Source organism: Nonomuraea phyllanthi (genome assembly GCF_006334985.2).
GTDB lineage: Bacteria > Actinomycetota > Actinomycetes > Streptosporangiales > Streptosporangiaceae > Nonomuraea > Nonomuraea phyllanthi.
In genome coordinates this window covers 117,707-135,683 of record NZ_VDLX02000006.1, presented here as the reverse complement: position 1 = coordinate 135,683, position 17,977 = coordinate 117,707, and the positions used below count along the sequence as shown (strand labels likewise).

Annotated in this window: 12 protein-coding genes; 5 read left to right on the top strand and 7 right to left on the bottom strand. The window is 71.1% G+C overall.

Translation table 11 applies throughout. From position 1 onward, the window contains the following. Positions 1-213 precede the first annotated feature (213 nt). The 3 genes from FH608_RS17820 (at position 214) to FH608_RS17810 (ending at position 7,114) form a co-directional block, all read left to right on the top strand. Positions 214-4,092: a hypothetical protein gene (locus FH608_RS17820; RefSeq protein ID WP_139631654.1), complete on the top strand. Its 3,879-nt coding sequence runs from the start codon at positions 214-216 to the stop codon at positions 4,090-4,092. A gap of 27 nt (positions 4,093-4,119) precedes the next feature. Continuing rightward, entirely contained in the window at positions 4,120-4,359 is a 240-nt protein-coding gene (locus FH608_RS17815) for a hypothetical protein (RefSeq protein WP_139631653.1), read from the top strand. Between the two features lie 196 nt (positions 4,360-4,555). Next, on the top strand, positions 4,556-7,114 hold the full coding sequence (locus FH608_RS17810) for an FG-GAP-like repeat-containing protein (protein WP_193318475.1): 2,559 nt from the start codon (positions 4,556-4,558) through the stop codon (positions 7,112-7,114). 122 nt (positions 7,115-7,236) lie between these two features. On the opposite strand, the gene FH608_RS51515 is transcribed toward FH608_RS17810, so the two are convergent. Continuing rightward, positions 7,237-7,404 (bottom strand): HIT family protein, encoded by a 168-nt coding sequence (locus FH608_RS51515; protein ID WP_193318474.1) that lies wholly within the window; start codon positions 7,402-7,404, stop codon positions 7,237-7,239. Positions 7,405-7,451: 47 nt separating this feature from the next. On the opposite strand from FH608_RS51515, the gene FH608_RS17805 reads away from it, so the two are divergent. Next, positions 7,452-8,432, top strand: a complete 981-nt coding sequence (locus FH608_RS17805) for a serine hydrolase domain-containing protein (RefSeq protein ID WP_139631651.1) — start codon at positions 7,452-7,454, stop codon at positions 8,430-8,432. Between the two features lie 5 nt (positions 8,433-8,437). On the opposite strand, the gene FH608_RS17800 is transcribed toward FH608_RS17805, so the two are convergent. From FH608_RS17800 to FH608_RS17790, 3 genes are all read right to left on the bottom strand, one after another. Further along, a complete protein-coding gene (locus tag FH608_RS17800; RefSeq protein WP_139631928.1) occupies positions 8,438-9,784 on the bottom strand; it encodes a TrkH family potassium uptake protein in 1,347 nt (448 codons plus the stop codon). A gap of 139 nt (positions 9,785-9,923) precedes the next feature. Further along, the gene (gene qcrB, locus FH608_RS17795) at positions 9,924-11,570 is read right to left on the bottom strand and encodes a cytochrome bc1 complex cytochrome b subunit (RefSeq protein WP_394367686.1); all 1,647 of its coding nucleotides are present in this window, start codon (positions 11,568-11,570) and stop codon (positions 9,924-9,926) included. A 95-nt stretch (positions 11,571-11,665) separates the two neighbouring features. Beyond that, a complete protein-coding gene (locus tag FH608_RS17790; protein ID WP_449867011.1) occupies positions 11,666-12,616 on the bottom strand; it encodes a DMT family transporter in 951 nt (316 codons plus the stop codon). Between the two features lie 167 nt (positions 12,617-12,783). Here FH608_RS17790 and FH608_RS17785 point away from each other — a divergent pair, with 167 nt between their 5' ends. After that, positions 12,784-13,110: a hypothetical protein gene (locus tag FH608_RS17785; protein WP_139631648.1), complete on the top strand. Its 327-nt coding sequence runs from the start codon at positions 12,784-12,786 to the stop codon at positions 13,108-13,110. A gap of 5 nt (positions 13,111-13,115) precedes the next feature. Here the strand turns inward: FH608_RS17785 and FH608_RS17780 are convergent, their stop codons facing one another. From FH608_RS17780 to FH608_RS17770, 3 genes are all read right to left on the bottom strand, one after another. Then, positions 13,116-14,552, bottom strand: a complete 1,437-nt coding sequence (locus FH608_RS17780) for an MFS transporter (RefSeq protein WP_139631647.1) — start codon at positions 14,550-14,552, stop codon at positions 13,116-13,118. Between the two features lie 75 nt (positions 14,553-14,627). After that, a complete protein-coding gene (locus FH608_RS17775) occupies positions 14,628-15,107 on the bottom strand; it encodes a MarR family winged helix-turn-helix transcriptional regulator (protein WP_139631646.1) in 480 nt (159 codons plus the stop codon). Positions 15,108-15,190: 83 nt separating this feature from the next. Continuing rightward, the gene (locus FH608_RS17770; protein WP_139631645.1) at positions 15,191-17,962 is read right to left on the bottom strand and encodes an FAD-binding and (Fe-S)-binding domain-containing protein; all 2,772 of its coding nucleotides are present in this window, start codon (positions 17,960-17,962) and stop codon (positions 15,191-15,193) included. Between the last annotated feature and the right edge of the window lie 15 nt (positions 17,963-17,977).

The window sequence follows — 17,977 nt, the reverse complement described above, 5'->3', positions numbered from 1 at the left end:
CCGCGTTCGGGGTTGCCCGTGACTCGAGCACCGTGTGATACTCCGCGGTGCTGAATGGACGGTGATCAGATTCGCCTCTTCAGCGCTCCCGGTGCATGAATTCGAGCGGTGACGGAGGCTGCGGTGCGGCTGCATGTGCGTGCGTGGAAACCGGTCAGGAATGGATTAGCGAGTCCTGGTGCGGCGCGCCGGAAGGCGACGATCGCGGCATTCGTGGTCCTGGTTCTGCTGGGCAACCTGCTGCGGGTGACGCCGGCACATGCCGAGGAGTCGGTCGTCCCTGATCGGTCCCATGTGGTGGCGGCCTGGCAACAGGGCGGTCCGCTGGTGCGGGCAGCGGCTGAGGCGGCGCTGCTGGGCTCGGACGATCAGGTCAGCGCGTTCCTGGCCGAAGGATGGCTCCAGGCCCAGCGTCAGGACGAGCGGGACAGTCTCGCGAGCGTCATCAGCAACGGCGGTCCCGCCTTACGCGCGAAGGCTCAGGCCGCCCTGGCCGCCGACGCGGCAGGTGATCAGAGCGCGATCGCCACGTTCCTGGAGAGCGGATGGCAGGGCCCGTCGGACATCGACGCGCGGGTGTCGGTGAACCAGCTGATGAGCGCCGGCGGCGAGGAGGTCAAGCAGGCGGCGCAGGCCGTGCTGGACTCCGGAGACGCCCAGGAGATGCGGGAGTTCCTGGAGTCCGGCTGGCAGGTGGAGTGGAACACCGACCAGCGGCTGCGGGTCAACCAGGCCATGGCCACCGGTGGCCCGAACGTCCGCACCGCGGCCCAGAAGGCGCTGGACGCGGATACGCCGGAAGCGCTGGAGGCATTCCTCGTCTACGGCTGGGCGGTGGCGTCGGCGCGGGACGAGGAGACCGCGACGCTGGAAGGCCTGCTCGGCCAGGCGAAGGCGGCGGGCGAACTGGCGAAGCAGGAGACCGCCAACGCCACCGGCGAGGCCGACCGCGCCAGGGACGCCGCAGCCGCGGCGCGCAAGTCCGCGGAGGAGGCCGCCACCGCGACCGAGGCCGCGCGGGACAACATGGCCGAAGCGAAGGCGCAGGCCAAGCGGGCGGCGACCGCGGCGCAGAAGGCGGCCAAGGCGGCGCAGGTGGCCGTCCGGGCTGCGGCAGCGGCGAACCGGGCGGCCCGTGCCGCTGCCACCGCGGCGGCACGGGCGGCGCAGATGGCGTCGAAGGCCGATCAGAAGGCCGCCGAAGCTTATCGGGCGGCTGCCGAGGCGTCCGTGGATGCCGACAGGGCGGATGTCGCACGACAGGCGGCGCAGGCGGCCAACGCGATCGCCCAGGAGACGCGGGACTTCGCCGCCGTGGCGGACGCGGCAGGCAGGGCGCTGGACAACGGCAATAAGGCCATCGCATCCGCCTCGGCCGCGGCCGAGCATGCCCTGGCGGCGGCGGTCGCCAATGACGAAGCGGTCAGGTACGCCAACGCCGCCGGTGCGGAGGCCAACGAGGCGGTCGCCGCGGCGGCGAGGGCACGGGCCAACGCCGAGCGAGCCGTCCAGGCGGCACGGGCGGCCGAGAAGTACCTCGGGGTGGCCATCGACGCCGCGTACAAGGCGCGGGACGCCGCCAACCGGGCAGCAGCCAACGCCGAGGCCGCGGCGACCGCGGCCCTCGATGCCGCGGAACACGCCGGCGAGGCCGCGGAGGCGGCGCAACGGGCCACCGAGCATGCCAACGACGCCATCACGGCCGCGCAGGAGGCAGTGAAGACCGCGGAGCAGGCGGCAGCGGTGTACGAGGCGGCGCGCACCGCCGACGCCGAGCGGCTGGCGGTGGCCCGGGACGAGGGGTTGGAGACCGCCCGTGCCGCCAGCGTCGAGTACGAGGAGCAGCAACGCGTCGCAGACTGGGACGTCGACCAGGCCGCCAAACGCGATGCGGAAACCAACAGGCTCATCGCCGTGGCGCTGGACCCGGCCACCGAGCGTGCCGCCGCGGTGAAGGCCGCCCGCGGGGTCGCACTGAACCTGGCCGGCGGCCAGGGCGCCTGGACCAAGCAGGCGGCGCTGGCCGCGCTGGGCAGCGCCGACGATCTCGTGCTGGAGTTCGTCCGCACCGGTGTCCCCAGCGCCGTGGCACAGGACAACCGCGTCGCGGTGACGAACCTGGGGGTGTCCGAGAACTCCGCTCTCGCGACGGCGGCCAAGACCGCGCTGGCAGGCAACGACCAGACGATCGCGACCTTCCTACGCACGCAGAACTATCCCGGCCGCTACAGCGCGGACCGGCTGAAGGTCAACCAGATCCTGTCCGCGGCCGAAGAGGCCGGCGACGTCGTGCTTGCGGAGCGGGCGCAGCAGGCCCTCGACGCCGAGACGCTGCAGGCGTTGCGGGACTTCCTGGACTCCGGCCAGTACACCGCGGCGGTCATCGGCGAGCGGGTGCGGGTCAACCAGATCCTGGCCAGTGAGGACAGCGGTCCTGAGGTGAAGGCGGCCGCGCAGATCGCCTTGGAAGGCCCGGCTCCGGGTGTGCGGCAGTTCCTCACCACCGGCCAGTACGTCGCGGCCGAGCGGGACCATGAAAGCGCGATCCACCTCGCCGTGGTCGCCGGCCTGATCGAGAAGATCCACGAGGTCGCCGAGACGGCCGTGCAGAACGCGCTGGAGGCGCAGAGCGTGGCCGCCCGCGCCCGCGACGACGCCGCGCAGGCCGCGTCTTACGCCCAGCAGGCGCTGGGCTCGGCGCAGCAAGCCGCCAAGCATGCCCAGCAGGCCGGCGAGTACGCCGGCCAAGCCGCCGCCTCGGCGAGCAAGGCCGCGGCCGCGGTCAAGACCGCCCGCGGGGCGGCCACCCGGGCCAAGGACTCGGCGCGCAGCGCCATCCGGTCGGCCACCTGGGCGATCGCCTCCCACCAGATGGCCGTCGACGCCGCCAATCGGGCCACCAACGCGGCCCGCGTCGCCTACAAGGAAGCCCTCAGAGCCGGCGACAACGCCAAGGCCGCCACCGCGGCGGCCAACGAAGCCTACGAGACCTATGCGTATGCCGCCGGCGTGAAGATCGCCGAATGCGAATTCCAGTACACCAGCGATCAGTACAGCAGGCTGGAGGACGCTTACGGCCTGGAAGAGGACGGCTTCTATCGCGACTGCGTCTCCAACGTCATCGGGAACCCGGAGGAGCTGGCCGCACGGGCATACATCAACTCCGCCTTCTGTGACCTGTATCCGCAGGACAGCCAGGACTACGAGAACTGCATCAACTCCACCTTGGACCCTGCGTTCGAAGGAACGCAGCGACTCTTCGTCACCTTCCAGGCGCTCAGGTACGGGGCCACGTTCTTCTTCCTCGGATTCGCGCCCGCCGCGGTCGGATGTGTCCTCAGCCGGGTCTGCGGCGCGGTGCTCAGCATCGGTGAAGTAGGCCTGGAAATATACCGCTTCGCCAAGGGCGACCAATCACTGAGCAAGACGCTGCTCAACCTCGGCACGATTGCTCTCGAATCGCTGGTGACCGCCGGTATCGGCAAGCTGATCAGCGTCGGATTCCGGGCTCTCAGGAACGCCTACACGGCTGCCAGAACCGGCTCGGACGCCGTCTCGGAAATCCGCATAGGCCTGACCAGGAGCAAGGAACAACTGGTCCTCGCGCACGTCCGGGCGATGGAGGCGAGCCTGCACACCGCCGGCAACTACACCGCTCCCAGAAGCACCGCCTTCTTCTGGTCCGGCCGTAGCCCGACAGGAAACGATTCATTCGTGTACGCCGGACCCGGCGAAGCCGCCGAGATCGCGAGGGAGAAGAACGGCACCACGCTCGAGACGCTCATGGACACCCACGGAATTCCACAGGCGACCTGGGGCAGCACGGACATGGATTGGGATCCCGCAGAGGTGCCGTGGGACGCCATCAAGGACCAGGTGGACGCCGCGTGGAGGCAGGTGTCGCTCGCCTATGCCAGAAATGCCTCCGGCGAGGTCCGAGTAGTTCTGGGAGAAAGCGTGCTCCCGACCAGCGTCTGGAAGACCGTGGAATGTTTCGAGCTGCTGGACAACGCCAATGTCACCAAGATCATCGTCATCGACCTGCTCACCAGGAAGGAGAAGAGGGTAATCTCGGACCGCTCCCAGTGCTAGCGGGGCCGGCGTCATTGTCCTGGTCAGATGAATTTCACGATCAGCGAAGAATGGAAAGAGCGAATCGTCTACCGGGAAGACGGCGCGAGCTTCACCTTCGACTGCGGCTGGGGCGTCCGCCCCCATGTCGTCTACGTACCATCCGCTGAATACTGGCCGCGGGTGACACCGGCCTGGATGCACGGCCGGCGGGACGAGATCCTCGGCCGCCTCCGCGATTATGTCGGCGCACGCTACGTCATTGAGGAGTTCTGCGAGGAGCAGTGAAGGGGGCCCGGCAATCTCCGGAAACGGGTGGGCCGGGCCCGAATTGTGCTGGGAATGTGAACGGGACTTCCGCGTGACGCTTTCTCCGCGGATGGCACTCGCCACAGTTCTTGACGTGTTTCACGGACGGTGGCCACCGTCCGCGCACGGATCCCGCCCCGCGATCCGTGACAGGCATCACCGGAGGTTTGTGACTATGAATTCACCATCACGCTGGGCGGCGCTGGGCGTCGCGGCGGCGATGGCAGCGTCCTTGTCGGTATTTGCCGGGCCGGCGCCGGCCGGCGCGTCCGCGATCTCCGTTCCGTCGCTGGTGGACAGCGGTCTCTACCCCTATCCCGGTGCGGCGGAGATCTTAGAGGCTCAGAACGTCAGGCTGATCTCCGGCGACGGCCACATCGTGCTGGCCGACTGCACCACGCCGGCACAGGGTGAGATCGGCCTGCTGAAGGTCTGGACCACTGATGAGGCCATCGGCTCTGACGGAATCGGCCGGCTCTGCTTCCAGGTGAAGGCATCCTCCGGCGTGCTGAATCTCGAAGTTCCGGGCGTGTACGAGATCCGCGGCGACGGCCAGAGCGAGGGCGCCGGTCACGAGGTGACCGCGGAGCTGCGCAGCGACGACGGCGAAGAGCTCACCGTCGAGGTGGATCCGAACGGCAGCACTCCGGTGGGCCTGGGCGCGGACCCGAACGCGTCGCCGACCATGCTGCTGCAACTGCGTACCGGCACCGGCCCCGCGCCGGTCACCGGCGAGCAGGCGGCGGTCGGCAGGCTCGCCGCCGCCGGCCGGGAGTGCACCGTGACGCTGGTCGCGCCACGCTGGGCGCTCGGCGCCGCGAGCTGTCTGGCCGCCGACCCGAGCCAACCCCAGTCGGCCGAGGGCCCACCGGCCGGCGAGACCCATGTCGTGTTCCCCGGAAAGGCGGCCACCAAGGTCGACTGGCTGAGCCCGCGCCCCGGACGCGACGTGGTTCTCGCCCGGCTGGCCGGCCCGGTCGAAGGGATCGCTCCGATCGCGCTGGCCACCGCCGCACCCACCGGTGTCGAGCTGTCCGCCGTCGGCTACAGCCGCGCCGGCATGACGGCCACCGATTGGACCACCGACCAGCAGGACGGCGCGCAGGTCACCTTCACGGCCGCCACCGCCACAACGCTGACCGCCGAAGCCGGGCCGCTCGTGTGCAGCGGGATGGCCGGGGCGCCCGTCCTCGACGGCGGCAAGGTCGCCGCCGTGCTCAGTCAGGCGGGCCAGGCCGGATGCCCCGGCACCGACGGGAGCGGCAGCGCCCTCACCGCCGCCCGCACCGACGATCTCGCGACCTGGGCCAACGCCATCACCACCAGCACGGCGGACCACACCTGGGCCCTGGCCGACCTGCCCGCCACCGCCACGTCGGGCACCGCCGTCACCGCCAGCGCCGACAGCGCCTTCACCGGAACCGGTCTCCCGCTGACCGCCACCACCGGCGTGACGTGGAAGACCGGCGACTCCTTCAGCCCGGCCGTCGAACTCGACGGCGTCACCGGATCCCTTGCGGCCGACGGCCCCGCCGTCGCCACCGACGCCGACTTCAGCCTCAGTGTCCGGGCCAAACCCGCCGCCGGCGACTCCGCCGCCTCGGCCGTTTCCGACGCCGACACCGTTCTGTCCCAGGACGGCGTCAACACCGCCGGCTTCAAGCTCTGGGTCGAAGCCGGATCCTGGCACTTCGCCATGAGCCGGTCCGACGTGGCCGCTCCCGCCTGGGACACCGTCTCCGCACCCGCGGGCAGCGCTCCGGCAGGTGTGTGGTCGCAGGTCACCGTGACGTACAAAGCCTCCATCGGCACCGTGATCCTCTGGGTCAACGGACGGAATGTCGCCAGCGTCCGCCACACCGAGAAGTGGAAGGCCACCGGCGCGCTGCGTGTGGGCGCGCACAGGACCAGCGCCACAAGGATCGGCGACCACTTCGACGGCATGCTCTCCACCGTCCAGACGTGGAATGGCCTCTCGCTGACGCCCGAGCTGAACGATCACGACATCGACGGCGACGGCCGTAACGACGTCGTCATCACCGACGGAAACGGCGACCTGTGGATGTATCCGAACCAGGGCGGCTCGGGACTGAACACGGTCAGCGTCAGCAACCGGGTCAAGATCGGCACCGGGTGGGGCTCCCTGACCTGGGTCGTCACCGACTGGGACGCCGACGGTCTGGCCGACGTCGTCATGCATGGCTCGGACGGCGTCCTATGGATGTACCCCAACCAGAACGGGCGTCCGTCCTACGGCAACAGGAAGAAGATCGGCACCGGCTGGGACCAGTACGTCCTCGCCGCCGGCAACGCCGACAGCAGCCCCCACGCCGACCTGTTCAGCGTCAAGAACAGCACCGGCGAGCTGTGGTACTACCCCGACGGGGGCAGCAGGATCCGGATCGGCAGGAGCGGCTGGACCGACTACCGCCTCTTCCCCGCCGATTTCGACAGCGACGACCGAACCGATGTCATGGCCATCGACAGATCAGGCGAGCTCTGGTTCTACGCCAACACGAGCCAGAGCGGCGTCGACCTCGCCGAGCGCACGCAGTCCGGCACCGGCTGGAGCACCTACAAGGCCACGGCCATGGATCTGAGCGGTGACGGCAAGGCCGACCTGGTCGCCATGGACAGCCAGGGCACGCTCTGGGTCTATCCCGGCAAGGGCGACGGCCGCCTGGCCGCCCGCTACCAGATCGGCGTCAACTGGAGGATCAACGCCATCGGCTGACACGCGCGATCTCGGTGGGCCGGACGCCGGCGTCCGGCCCACCGTTTCGCGATCACCACGCCGCGCCGTGCCGCGAATCGGCAGGCTGAGCATGAGGAGCCCGGTCGTCGCACCACCAGGGCCTACGGAGAACGCCATCCCAGCCGGCCCCGGTCAGAGGTGCGGGCTGAGGCGCTCATCAGGTGCCGCTCCTCCTCCGGGGCCACGTCCAGGATCGTCGGGCGGTGGGCGACCGGGATCACCAGCACGTGCCCCAGCCCACGCTGCCGCGCGGCTGCCGTCCACGCCAAGCAACTCAGGTTGACTATCAGCGATTTAGTCAACTACGGTTGCTTATATGCGATCCATTTCCGACATTCAGTCCGCGCTCGACCGGGCCGTGGCCGACGGGGGCGTTCCCGGCATCGTGGCCGAGCTTCAGGACGGCGAGGCGGAGCCGTGGTTCGGCACGGCAGGGGTGGCCGACACGGCGACCGGACGGGCGCGCCGGCCGGGCGAGCACTTCCGCATCGGCAGCTTCACCAAGGCGTTCACCGGCACGGTCGTCCTGCTGCTCGCGGCCGAGGGCAGGCTGAGCCTGGACGACACGGTGGCCGCGTGGCTGCCCGGCGTGGTGGAGGAGCACCTCGGCGGCGACGGGACCGGGATCACGGTCAGGCGGCTGCTCAACCACACCAGCGGGCTGCCCGACGCCTTCCCCGGCCAGGAGCCCCCGAGTCCCGAGAAGCCGGGCGAGCGGTTCATCTACTCCAAGGTCAACTACAACCTGGTGGGGATGATCGTCGAGCAAGTCACGGGCTCGACGCTGGCCGAGGAGATCGACCGCCGCCTCGCCCGGCCGCTGGGCCTGGCGGGCACGTACCTGCCGGGCACCGACAACACGCTCCGCGAGCCGCACGCCCGGCACTACTCGAAGGCCGACGCGTTCGGCGCTCCCGTGGAGGTCCACGACGTGACGGACGCCGACCTGAGCTGGGCCGGGGCCGCGGGCGGCATGGTATCGACGACCTTTGACCTGCACCGGTTCCTGCGCGATCTGCTGGGCGGGCGGCTGCTGGCGCCGGCCCAGCAGGAGGAGATGTTCACGACCGTCCCGACGCGCGACTGGGTCCCGGACACGAGGTACGGCCTCGGCGTCTACGCCCAGACGCTTCCGTCAGGGGCCACGCTCTGGGGCGGCGGCGGTTACATCCAGGGCTCGGTGACGTACGCCATGGGCGACCGGCAGGGCACCAGCACGCTCGTGAGCAACCTGAACGGCGACTGGAACGACTTCCTGGAGACCTTCACCGATCTGTACGACGGCCCGGCTGGCTGACCCGCTCAGCCGACGATGACGCTCTGTTCGGGCAGCTCGTAGTGGCGGGTGCGCTGCTTGAGCGCGAGCGCGGAGCCCAGGGTGAGCGGGCCGGTCCGGCCGACGAACATCAGCAGGACCAGCAGAAGCTGCCCGGCGGTTCCGGTGTCGGCGGTGATGCCGGTGGACAGGCCGGCCGTGCCGAAGGCCGAGACCACCTCGAAGAGCACCCGGTCCAGGTTGTGCGGGGTGAACACCAGCATCAGGTAGGTCGACACCGCGACCAGCCCCACGCTGATGACCGCGAGGGAGATGGCCTGGCGCTGCGCCTGCTCGGACAGCCGCCGGCGGCCGACGTTGACCTGCGGCTCCCCGCGCAGCTCGGCCCAGATGACGAAGGCCAGCAGGCCGAACGTGGTCACCTTGATGCCACCGGCCGTCCCGGCACTGCCGCCGCCGACGAACATCAGGACGTCGGTGGCCAGCCAACTGGACGGGTGCATCTGGGAGATGTCCAGGCTGTTGAAGCCGGCCGTACGCGGCATCACGGCGGTGAAGAAGGCGGCCAGGAACTTGCCAGGATCGTCGAGCGCGCCCAGGGTTCTCAGGTTGTGCCACTCGGTGCCGAGGAAGACCAGGGTGCCGGCGACCAGCAGCACGGCGGTCACGGCCACGGTGACGCGGGTGAGCATCGACCACCGGCGCGGCTGCCGCCAGGTTTTCAGCAGCTCGAACACCACCGGGAAGCCCAGCCCGCCCACGATGACCGCGAGCGCGATCGCCAGGCAGATCCACGGGTCGCCCACGAACCGGACCAGGTTGTCCGGCCACAGGGCGAAGCCGGCGTTGTTGAAGGACGAGATCGCGTGGAACACGCCGAGGTAGAGGGCCCGCCCGAACGGCTCGCCGTACCCCAGCAGGAACCGGGCGGTCAGCACCGTCGCCACGGCCGCCTCGCAGGCGAGGCTGAACAGGACCACCTTGCCGACGACCACGCGCACGTCGGCCATGCTGAGCGTCTTGGTCTCGGCCTGGGCGAGGATCCTCACGCGTAAGCCGATCCGGCCGGAGACCAGGACCGTGAAGACGGTGGCCAGGGTCATGATGCCGAGCCCGCCCACCTGGATCAGGCCCGCGATCACCACCTCGCCGAAGGCCGACCAGTGTCCCGCGGTGTCCACCACCACCAGCCCGGTGACGCAGACGGCCGACGTCGCGGTGAACAGCGCCGCCAGCCAGCCCGCGGACTCGCCCGAGGTGGTGGCGACCGGCAGGGCGAGCAGCAGGCTGCCGAGCAGCACGGCGGCGCCGAAGCCGAGGACGACGACCTGCGTGGGATGCTGGAAGCGGGAGAGCAGCGAGCCGCGCGCCATGATGCCGTCTCTCCTCGCCCCGCCCGGCGCCCTCCTGTCGCGGCGCACCGGCGCTCAACATAACAGGCCCGCCGCCGAGCCTCCCCAGGCGGTCTCCCGCCCACGCGGCCGGCCCTTTCGCACGCCTTCCCGGACGCGCCTATCCGCTCGGCTCGGTCTCCCGCTCGGGGGCGGCCTCGCCGTCGCCGCCGTGGGGCTCGTGCTCGATGGGCACCATGGCCTCGCCGTACGTCCTGCTCATTCGCGTCCTGAGCCGCCCCAGCGGCCCGCGGGCCCGCACCGGGGGCACCTCCTCCCCCGGTTCCGGCGCGGTCAGCATCGCGATGGCCTCCCTGCCCTCCACGTGGGCCTCGATGTCGTCGGCCGCGGGCGCGTGCAGCTCGATGTACTCGCCGTGGCCGAGGCGTTTGATGACGCCCGTCTCCACCCCGTGGCCGATCATCCCGGCGTCCCGGCGCTGCAGGCCCAGGCAGATCTTGTACGTGACGATGTACGCGATGAGCGGGCCGACGAAGATCGCGACCCGGCCGAACCAGGTGGTGGCGTACAGGGAGATCTGGAAGTTGGCGGAGATCACGTCGTTGGCGCCCAGCAGGAGGAGCACGACGTAGAAGGTGATGGCCGCCACGCCGATCGAGGTGCGGTGCGGGTTGTTGCGCGGGCGGTCGGCGATGTGGTGCTCGCGCCGGTCGCCGGTGATCCACTGTTCGAGGAACGGGTAGAGCACCAGGCCCACGAGGATGATGCCGAGGGGGATGAAGGCCGGGATGAAGACGTTCAGCGGCCAGGTGAAGCCCAAGGCGTTGAGCTCCAGGGACGGCATGATCCTCAGCGCGCCCTCCATGAAGCCGAGGTACCAGTCGGGCTGGGAGCCGGCCGAGATGTCCGCCGGCGTGTACGGGCCGTACAACCAGACCGGGTTGATCTGCGCGAAGGTGGCGAGCCCCGCCACGACGGCCAGCGTGAACAGGAAGTAGGCGCCCGACTTGGCCATGAAGGACGGCAGGAACGGCCCGCCCACCACGTTCATGTTGGTACGTCCCTTGCCGGGCATCTGCGTATGCTTCTGCACCCACATGAGCACCAGATGGGCGGAGATGAGCGCCAGCAGGATGCCCGGGATCAGCAGTATGTGCAGCGCGTAGAACCGGGTGATCACGTCGTCGCCCGGATACTCCCCGCCGAAGAGGAAGAACGACAGGAAGGTGCCGACCAGCGGGATCGACAGCAACACGCCCTGGGCGATCCGCAGCCCGGCGCCGGACAGCAGGTCGTCGGGGAGCGAGTAGCCGGTCAGCCCCTCGGCCAGCGACAGCGCCAGCAGCGTGATGCCGATCAGCCAGTTGATCTCGCGGGGTTTGCGGTAGGCGCCGGTGAAGAAGACGCGGAGCATGTGCACCATGAGCCCGGCCACGAAGAGCAGGGCCGCCCAGTGGTGGATCTGCCGCATCAGCAGCCCGCCGCGCACCTCGAAGCTGATCTCCATGGTCGAGGCGTACGCGCCGGACATCTCCACGCCGAGCAGCGGCGCGTAGGGCCCGCTGTACGTGACCTCCTGCATGCTGGGCTTGAACCAGAACGTCAGGAACGTCCCGGTCAGCAGCAGGATGACGAACGAGTACAGCGCGATCTCGCCGAGCAGGAACGACCAGTGGTCGGGAAAGATCTTGCGCAGGTTCCGCTTGGCGAATCCCGCCGCGCCCAGGCGGTCGTCCAGGTACCGGCTGGGACCGGCGATCACCTTCGGCACGGCGGCCCGGCGGGGCCTTTTTGGCACAATGCTCACGGCGGCCCTCTTGCCCGCAAAAGTGACCGTCATAAAGAAGTGGCGTCCCAAGTTTGTCCCATGTCAGGGCACCCGAGCCTGCCGGGGAGCGCCTGTCAGGGCACGTCGCCGCCTCGCCGATCGCCGCCGTCCGGCCTCTGGAGGCTGCCCTCCGGCGGCTTGGCCAGGAACGGGGAGCGGCCGAGGATGGCGATGCCCGCCACCATCGCGATCAGCCCGGCCACGACGCCCGCGAGCCCCACGGGATCGACCCGCAGGCGCTCGCTGGAGATCGCCACGCCGAGCACGATCCCGCTGATCGGCTCGGCCGCCGTGGTGGCCGGCAACGAGATCTGGAGCGGGGCGGCGTCGAACGCGCTCTGGTTGAGCAGCAGCCCCACCACGGCGACGCAGGGCACCATGTACAGCTGCCACGTCGCGAACACGTTCAGCCCGTCCTCCAGGGTGAGCAGCGAGCTGCGGGTCAGCACGTCCTGGAACCCGTAGAGCACCCCGGCGGCGGCGGCCAGCGACATCGCCTTGATCTTCAGCGAGCGCCGCATGCCGAACGCGACCAGCCCGGCCGCGAGGATGATCGCCGGCACCGCCGCGAGCCACTGCGGGGAGGTCGGCGACGGGTGGTCGCCGCCGTGCGGCTGCCCGGCGATCAGGAACAGCGCCACTCCCCCGCTCACCAGCACGGCGCCGAGCTGGAGCAGGCGGCCGAACTGCTCCTTGTAGATCACGTGGGCGGCGGTCAGGGCGAACAGCAGGTTCGTCGCGAGCAGCGGTGTCACCACCGACACGTCCGCCTGCCCCAGGGCGATGGCGCCGAGGATCTGGCCGCAGAACATCAGCCCGATCCCGCCCAGCCACAGTGGCATGCGGATGAGTCGCAGCAGCAGCCGAGGGTGCAGGATCTCCTCGAGCGGCTCCCGGTAGGCGGCGTGCTGCTGGGCGACGAAACCTAGCCCCAGCAGGCACGCCCCTGCCAGGGTGATCGCGATGACCATCAATGGCGACTCTTTCCGATGCCCGGCCTGCGCGGTTGGGTTTCGGCCCGGCAGCTATCCGTTTCGTCCTCCCCCGAAAACCTCACCGCGTAACTGACCTGCGCTGTCACGCCGATCGGGGGCCGTACGTATCGCCGCGGCCCGTCAGGGTAACGGTCGGTGAGGGCGATCGGCCGGGAGGACGATCACAGACCGGTCGCACCACGAGAAAGGTCTGTCCGATGACCACGAACGTGAAAGTCAGAGCGCTGATCACGCTCCTGCCGCCCGAGGAGGGCGGGCTGTCGCACCAGCTGCCCAGCCGCACGCGGTCCCTGATCGTCCGGGGACGTCACCAGGAAGGGCACGAGGTCCACAGCCGGCCGTTCCCGGCGGCGATCAGCACGGAGGACGAGCAGCCGCTGCGGCCCGGCGACAAGGACCACATCGTGTCCATGCTGATCCACGACGACGCGGCGGTCGACTACCTCCGCCCGGGTGAGGGCTTCCAGCTCTGGTACGGGCACGAGGTCGGCAGCGGTGTCGTCTCCCGGCGCCTGTTCGTCTGAGATCGTCAAGGAGTGGCGGCCAGGGCGTCCGCCTCGTCCCCGGCCGGTGCGGGAGCGGCGGGGCGGCGCAGCACGGCGAGGCTGACGACGAGGGCGGCGGCGAGCAGCCCGGCCGCGACGGCGAACGCCAGCCGGTAGCCGCCCGTCAGCGCCGCAGCCTCGGAGGCCCCGGCCGCGAGCAGGGTGCCGGTGCGCGAGGCCGCCAGCGTGGACAGCACGGCGACGCCGAGCGCCATGCCGATCTGCTGGGTGGTGTTGAACAGCCCGGACGCGAGCCCGGCGTCGTCGGCCCTGGCGCCCGACATGCCCAGCGCGGCCAGCGCGGGGAGCACCAGGCCGCCGCCCGCGATCAGCAGCATCACGGGGAGCAGGTCGGTGACGTAGGACGCCTGCACGGGCACCCTCGTGAGCCAGCCCATCGCGGCCAGCAGCAGCGCCAGGCCGGCCACCAGGACGGCGCGCTCGCCGAAGCGGGTGTTGAGGCGGGCGGAGACGAACAGCGACAGCCCGCCGATGAGCACGGCGGCGGGCAGCATCGCCAGCCCGGTCGCGAGGGCGCCGTACTGGAGGACCTTCTGCATGTAGAGGGCGACGATGATCTGGAACGCGAACATGGCCGAGAGCGCCAGCATCTGCACCAGGTTGGCGCCGGAGACGTTGCGCGAGCGGAGGACGCGCAGGGGCATGAGCGGCGTGCGGGCCCTGGTCTGGCGGACGAAGAAGGCGGCCAGCAGGGCGGCGGAGACGGCACCGAGGCCCAGGGTGTGGCCGGCCAGCCAGCCGTACTCCTCGATCTTGACGACGGTGTAGATGCCGAGCATCAGTCCGGCGGTCACCAGCGCGGCGCCGAGCACGTCGGCGCCCGAGGCGAGGCCGAGGCCCCGGTCGGCGGGGAGCGCCCGGAGCGCCAGCGCGACGGTGGCCAGGCCGATGGGCACGTTGATGAAGAAGATCCAGTGCCAGCTGAGCGCGTCGGTGAGCACGCCGCCCAGCACCTGGCCGATCGAGGCACCGGCGGCGCCGGTGAAGCTGAAGACGCCGATGGCCTTCGCCCGCTCCCCCGGACCGGTGAACAGCGTCACGAGGATGCCGAGCACCACCGCCGAGGCCATCGCGCTGCCCATCCCCTGCAGGAAGCGGGCGGCGATCAGCAGGCCCGGCCCGGTCGCCGCGCCGGCGAGCAGCGAGGCGGCGGTGAAGACGGCGTTGCCCGCCAGGAACATGGCCCTGCGGCCGATGAGGTCGCCCAGCCGTCCGGCCAGCAGCAGCAGCCCGCCGAACGCGATCAGGTAGGCGTTGACGGTCCAGCTCAGCCCGGCGGGGGTGAAGCCGAGGTCGCGCTGGATCGCGGGCATGGCCACGGTCACGATGCTGCCGTCGAGGATCGTCATGAGGCTCGCGGCCGACAGCACGGCGAGCGCGAGGCGTGGGGAATGAGACATACCGGTTTCTCCCGTTCAGAGGCGAACAGGAGAGACCTTAACAGATAGTTTTGTTGCAGACTATCTACTTCGGCCCTACTGGCGGGGCCGGCGAGGCGCCTGCGGGGCTTCCACGGGGGTCGACAGGTGGCCCTCGACCAGGCGGCGCATCGCCCTGAGCAGCACCTCGCGCTCGTCGCCGGGCAGCGATTCGAGGGCGGCGCGGTGCACGCCGTCGACGATCTCCTGGCTGCGGTGGGCCACCTCCCTGCCCTTCTCGGTGACGGCGATGATCCTGGCGCGGCGGTCGGTGCTGGACGGGCGGCGCTCGGCCAGGCCCGCCTTCTCCAGGGCGTCGACCGTGACCACCATCGTGGTCTTGTCCATGTCGCCGAGCTCCGCGAGCTGGATCTGCGTGCGCTCCTCCTCCAGGGCGTGCACGAGCACGCAGTGCATGCGGGCGGTCAGCCCGATCTCCGCCAGCGCGGCCGTCATCTGGGTGCGCAGCACGTGGCCGGTGCGGTCGAGGAAGTACGACAGGTCGGGCTCCGCGCGCGAGGGCGCCATGGCGGTCATGACTCCCAGTCTAGTTTCGTTGCGGATTATCTGCTTCTCCGGCCGCGGGCGTGACCGTTGTGAGATGCCGCGCGACGCCGCCCTTACGCGGTGACCTGGTCGAGGAGTTCGAGCAGGTGGTGGTACGGCTCGCCGGTGGCCCTGGTCAGGCCCAGCTCGCAGGTGCGGTTGACCGAGGCGTGGGCGGCGAAGCCCCCGGCGGCCACCGAGGCGGCCTCGGCGCGGGTGGCCGAGGCGGTCAGCTCGGGATGGAGCAGCCCGCGGTCCCCGGCGAACGCGCAGCACTGCCAGCCGTCCGGAACGACCACCCGCTCGGCGACCGCCTCGGCGATCCGGGTGATGGCGGCGTCCAGGCCGAGCCGGGTGGACGAGCAGGTGGGGTGCAGGGCGAGGGACGGCAGGCGGCGCCGGACGGTCAGGCGGGGCAGGATGTGCTCGGCGGTGTAGGCCACCGCGTCGACCACCTGCACGTCCAGGCGGTGGAAGCCCTCGGTGCAGGAGGCGGCGTCGCTGACGACCGGGAGGCGGCCGCCGTCCGTGGCCTCGGCGACCGCGTCGCGGACGCGCAGGCCCATGGCCTCGTACCCGTCGGTGTAGCCCTTCGACGACCAGGGAGTGCCGCAGCACAGGCCCCCGATGCCCTCGGGGACGCGCAGGCGCAGGCCCGCGCGCTCGGCCAGCCGCCGGAGGGCGCTCATGACGCCCGGTCCGCCCTCGGCGGGCGCGAACAGGGTGTTCAGGCAGGACGGCAGGTAGACGGCGTCGGCGTCGCCCGCGGGGGACGGGCGGCGGCGGGTCCCGCCGCGGGGCAGGTCGCGGCTCCACCCCGGCACGGCCTCGGGACCGGCGACGGCGCGGGAGGCGCGGCTGGCCCCCTCGGCGAGCCCGGCCGGGGCCGCCGCGGCGGCGTCCAGGGCGAGGTTCATGGCGCGGGTGACGCCGTCCCAGTGACCGGCGGCCGCCTTCCAGCCCTTGCGCGCCAGGCGGCCGTGGCGCTCGGCGCGCAGGCGCTTGGTCAGGTCGCCGGTGTTGATGAGGACGGGGCAGGCGGTGGCGCACATGCCGTCCACGGCGCAGGTGTCGACGGCGTCGTAGCCGTACTCCTCCTCCAGCCGCTGTGCGAGCGCGTGGTCGCCGGCCCGGCGGGCGGCGGCCATCTCGCGGCGCAGCACGATGCGCTGGCGCGGGGTGGTGGTCAGGTCGCGGCTGGGGCAGACCGGCTCGCAGTAGCCGCACTCCACGCACCGGTCGACCTCGGGCTCGACGGTCACGACGCTCTTGAGGTCGCGCAGGTGCGCGTCCTCGGCGTCGGTGAGGACGACGCCGGGATTCAGCGTGCCCTTGGGGTCGCACAGGCGCTTGACCTCGCGCATCACCTCGTACAGCTCGTCGCCGTACTGGCGGCGCACGAACGGCGCCATGACCCGGCCCGTCCCGTGCTCGGCCTTGAGCGTGCCGCCCCGGCCGAGCACGGCCTCGACCATGTCCTCGGTGAAGTCGGCGTAGCGCTCCAGGTCCGTCTCGAAGCGCTCGTTCAGCATGAAGTGCAGGTTGCCGTCCTTGGCGTGGCCGAAGATGACGCTGCGCTCGTAGCGGTGCTTGGCGAACAGGGCCGTCAGGTCGTCGCAGAGGTCGGCCAGCGCCGGCACGGGGACGGCGACGTCCTCCAGCAGGGCGGTGGTGCCGCTGGGCCGGGCTCCGGCGACGGAGGCGTACAGGCCCTTGCGGATGTGCCACAGCGCCGCCCGGCCCGCGCCGTCCCTGCTGAGGCGGGCCGGCGCGGCCAGCGGCAGCGACGGGAACAGCTCCTCGGCGGCGCGCTCGCGAGCGCCGAGCGGGTCCGCGTCCGGCTCCTGCCACTCGACCAGCAGCGCGGCGTGCTCGGCGACGGTGAGCGTGCGCAGCACGTCGTCGGCCTTGGGGTCGGTCTGGGCCACCCGCAGGGACTCGGCGTCCAGCAGCTCGACGGCGGCGGGCTCGGCGGCGACCAGGCCGGGCATCGCGGCCATCGCCTGGCGCAGGGTGGGGAAGACGAGCAGGCCGGTGGCGGCGAGCGGGTGTACGGGGACCGTGCGCAGCACCGCCTCGGCGACGAAGCCGAGCGTGCCCTCGCTGCCGATCACCAGGTGGGCGAGGATCTGGGCGGGCAAGTCGTGGTCGAGGAAGCTGTTGAGGCCGTAGCCCATGGTGTTCTTGAGCGAGAACTGGGCGGTGACGCGCCGCACCGAGTCCGGATTTTTCCGGACTCGGTCGCGCAGCCTCAGCAGCCCTTCGGCGAGGTCCGGCTCCAGCGCGCGCAGCCGCTCGTCCGCGTCGGGGGCGCCGGTGTCGAGGACGGTGCCGCTGGGCAGCACCAGGGTCATGGACTCCAGGGTCCGGTACGTGTTGGCGTGCGTGCCGCACGTCATGCCGCTGGAGTTGTTGGCGACGACCCCGCCGATCGTGCACGCCGCCTCGCTGGCCGGGTCGGGGCCCAGCCGGCGGCCGTAGCGCGCGAGCCGGGCGTTGACCTGCCGCAGCACCGCGCCGGGCTGCACCCGTACGCGTGCCCCGTCGTCGAGCACCTCGATGGAGCGGAAGTGACGGCGGGTGTCGACCAGCAGGTGCTCGCTCACGCCCTGGCCGCTCAGGCTGGTGCCGCCGGAGCGGAAGGTGAGCGGGAGGCCGGTGCGCAGCAGCGCCGCCACCTGCTCGGCGCTCTCGGGCACGAGGACGGCCTGCGGGGTGAGGAGGTAGTGCGAGGCGTCGTGGGCCATGCCGAGCCGGTCGCTCACCCGGGTCCGGGCGATGCCGGGCACGGCGGCCTCCACCGCGGCCAGGACGGTGGGATCGCCCTCGGGCAGCGATTCGTACACGTTTCCGAAGGTTAT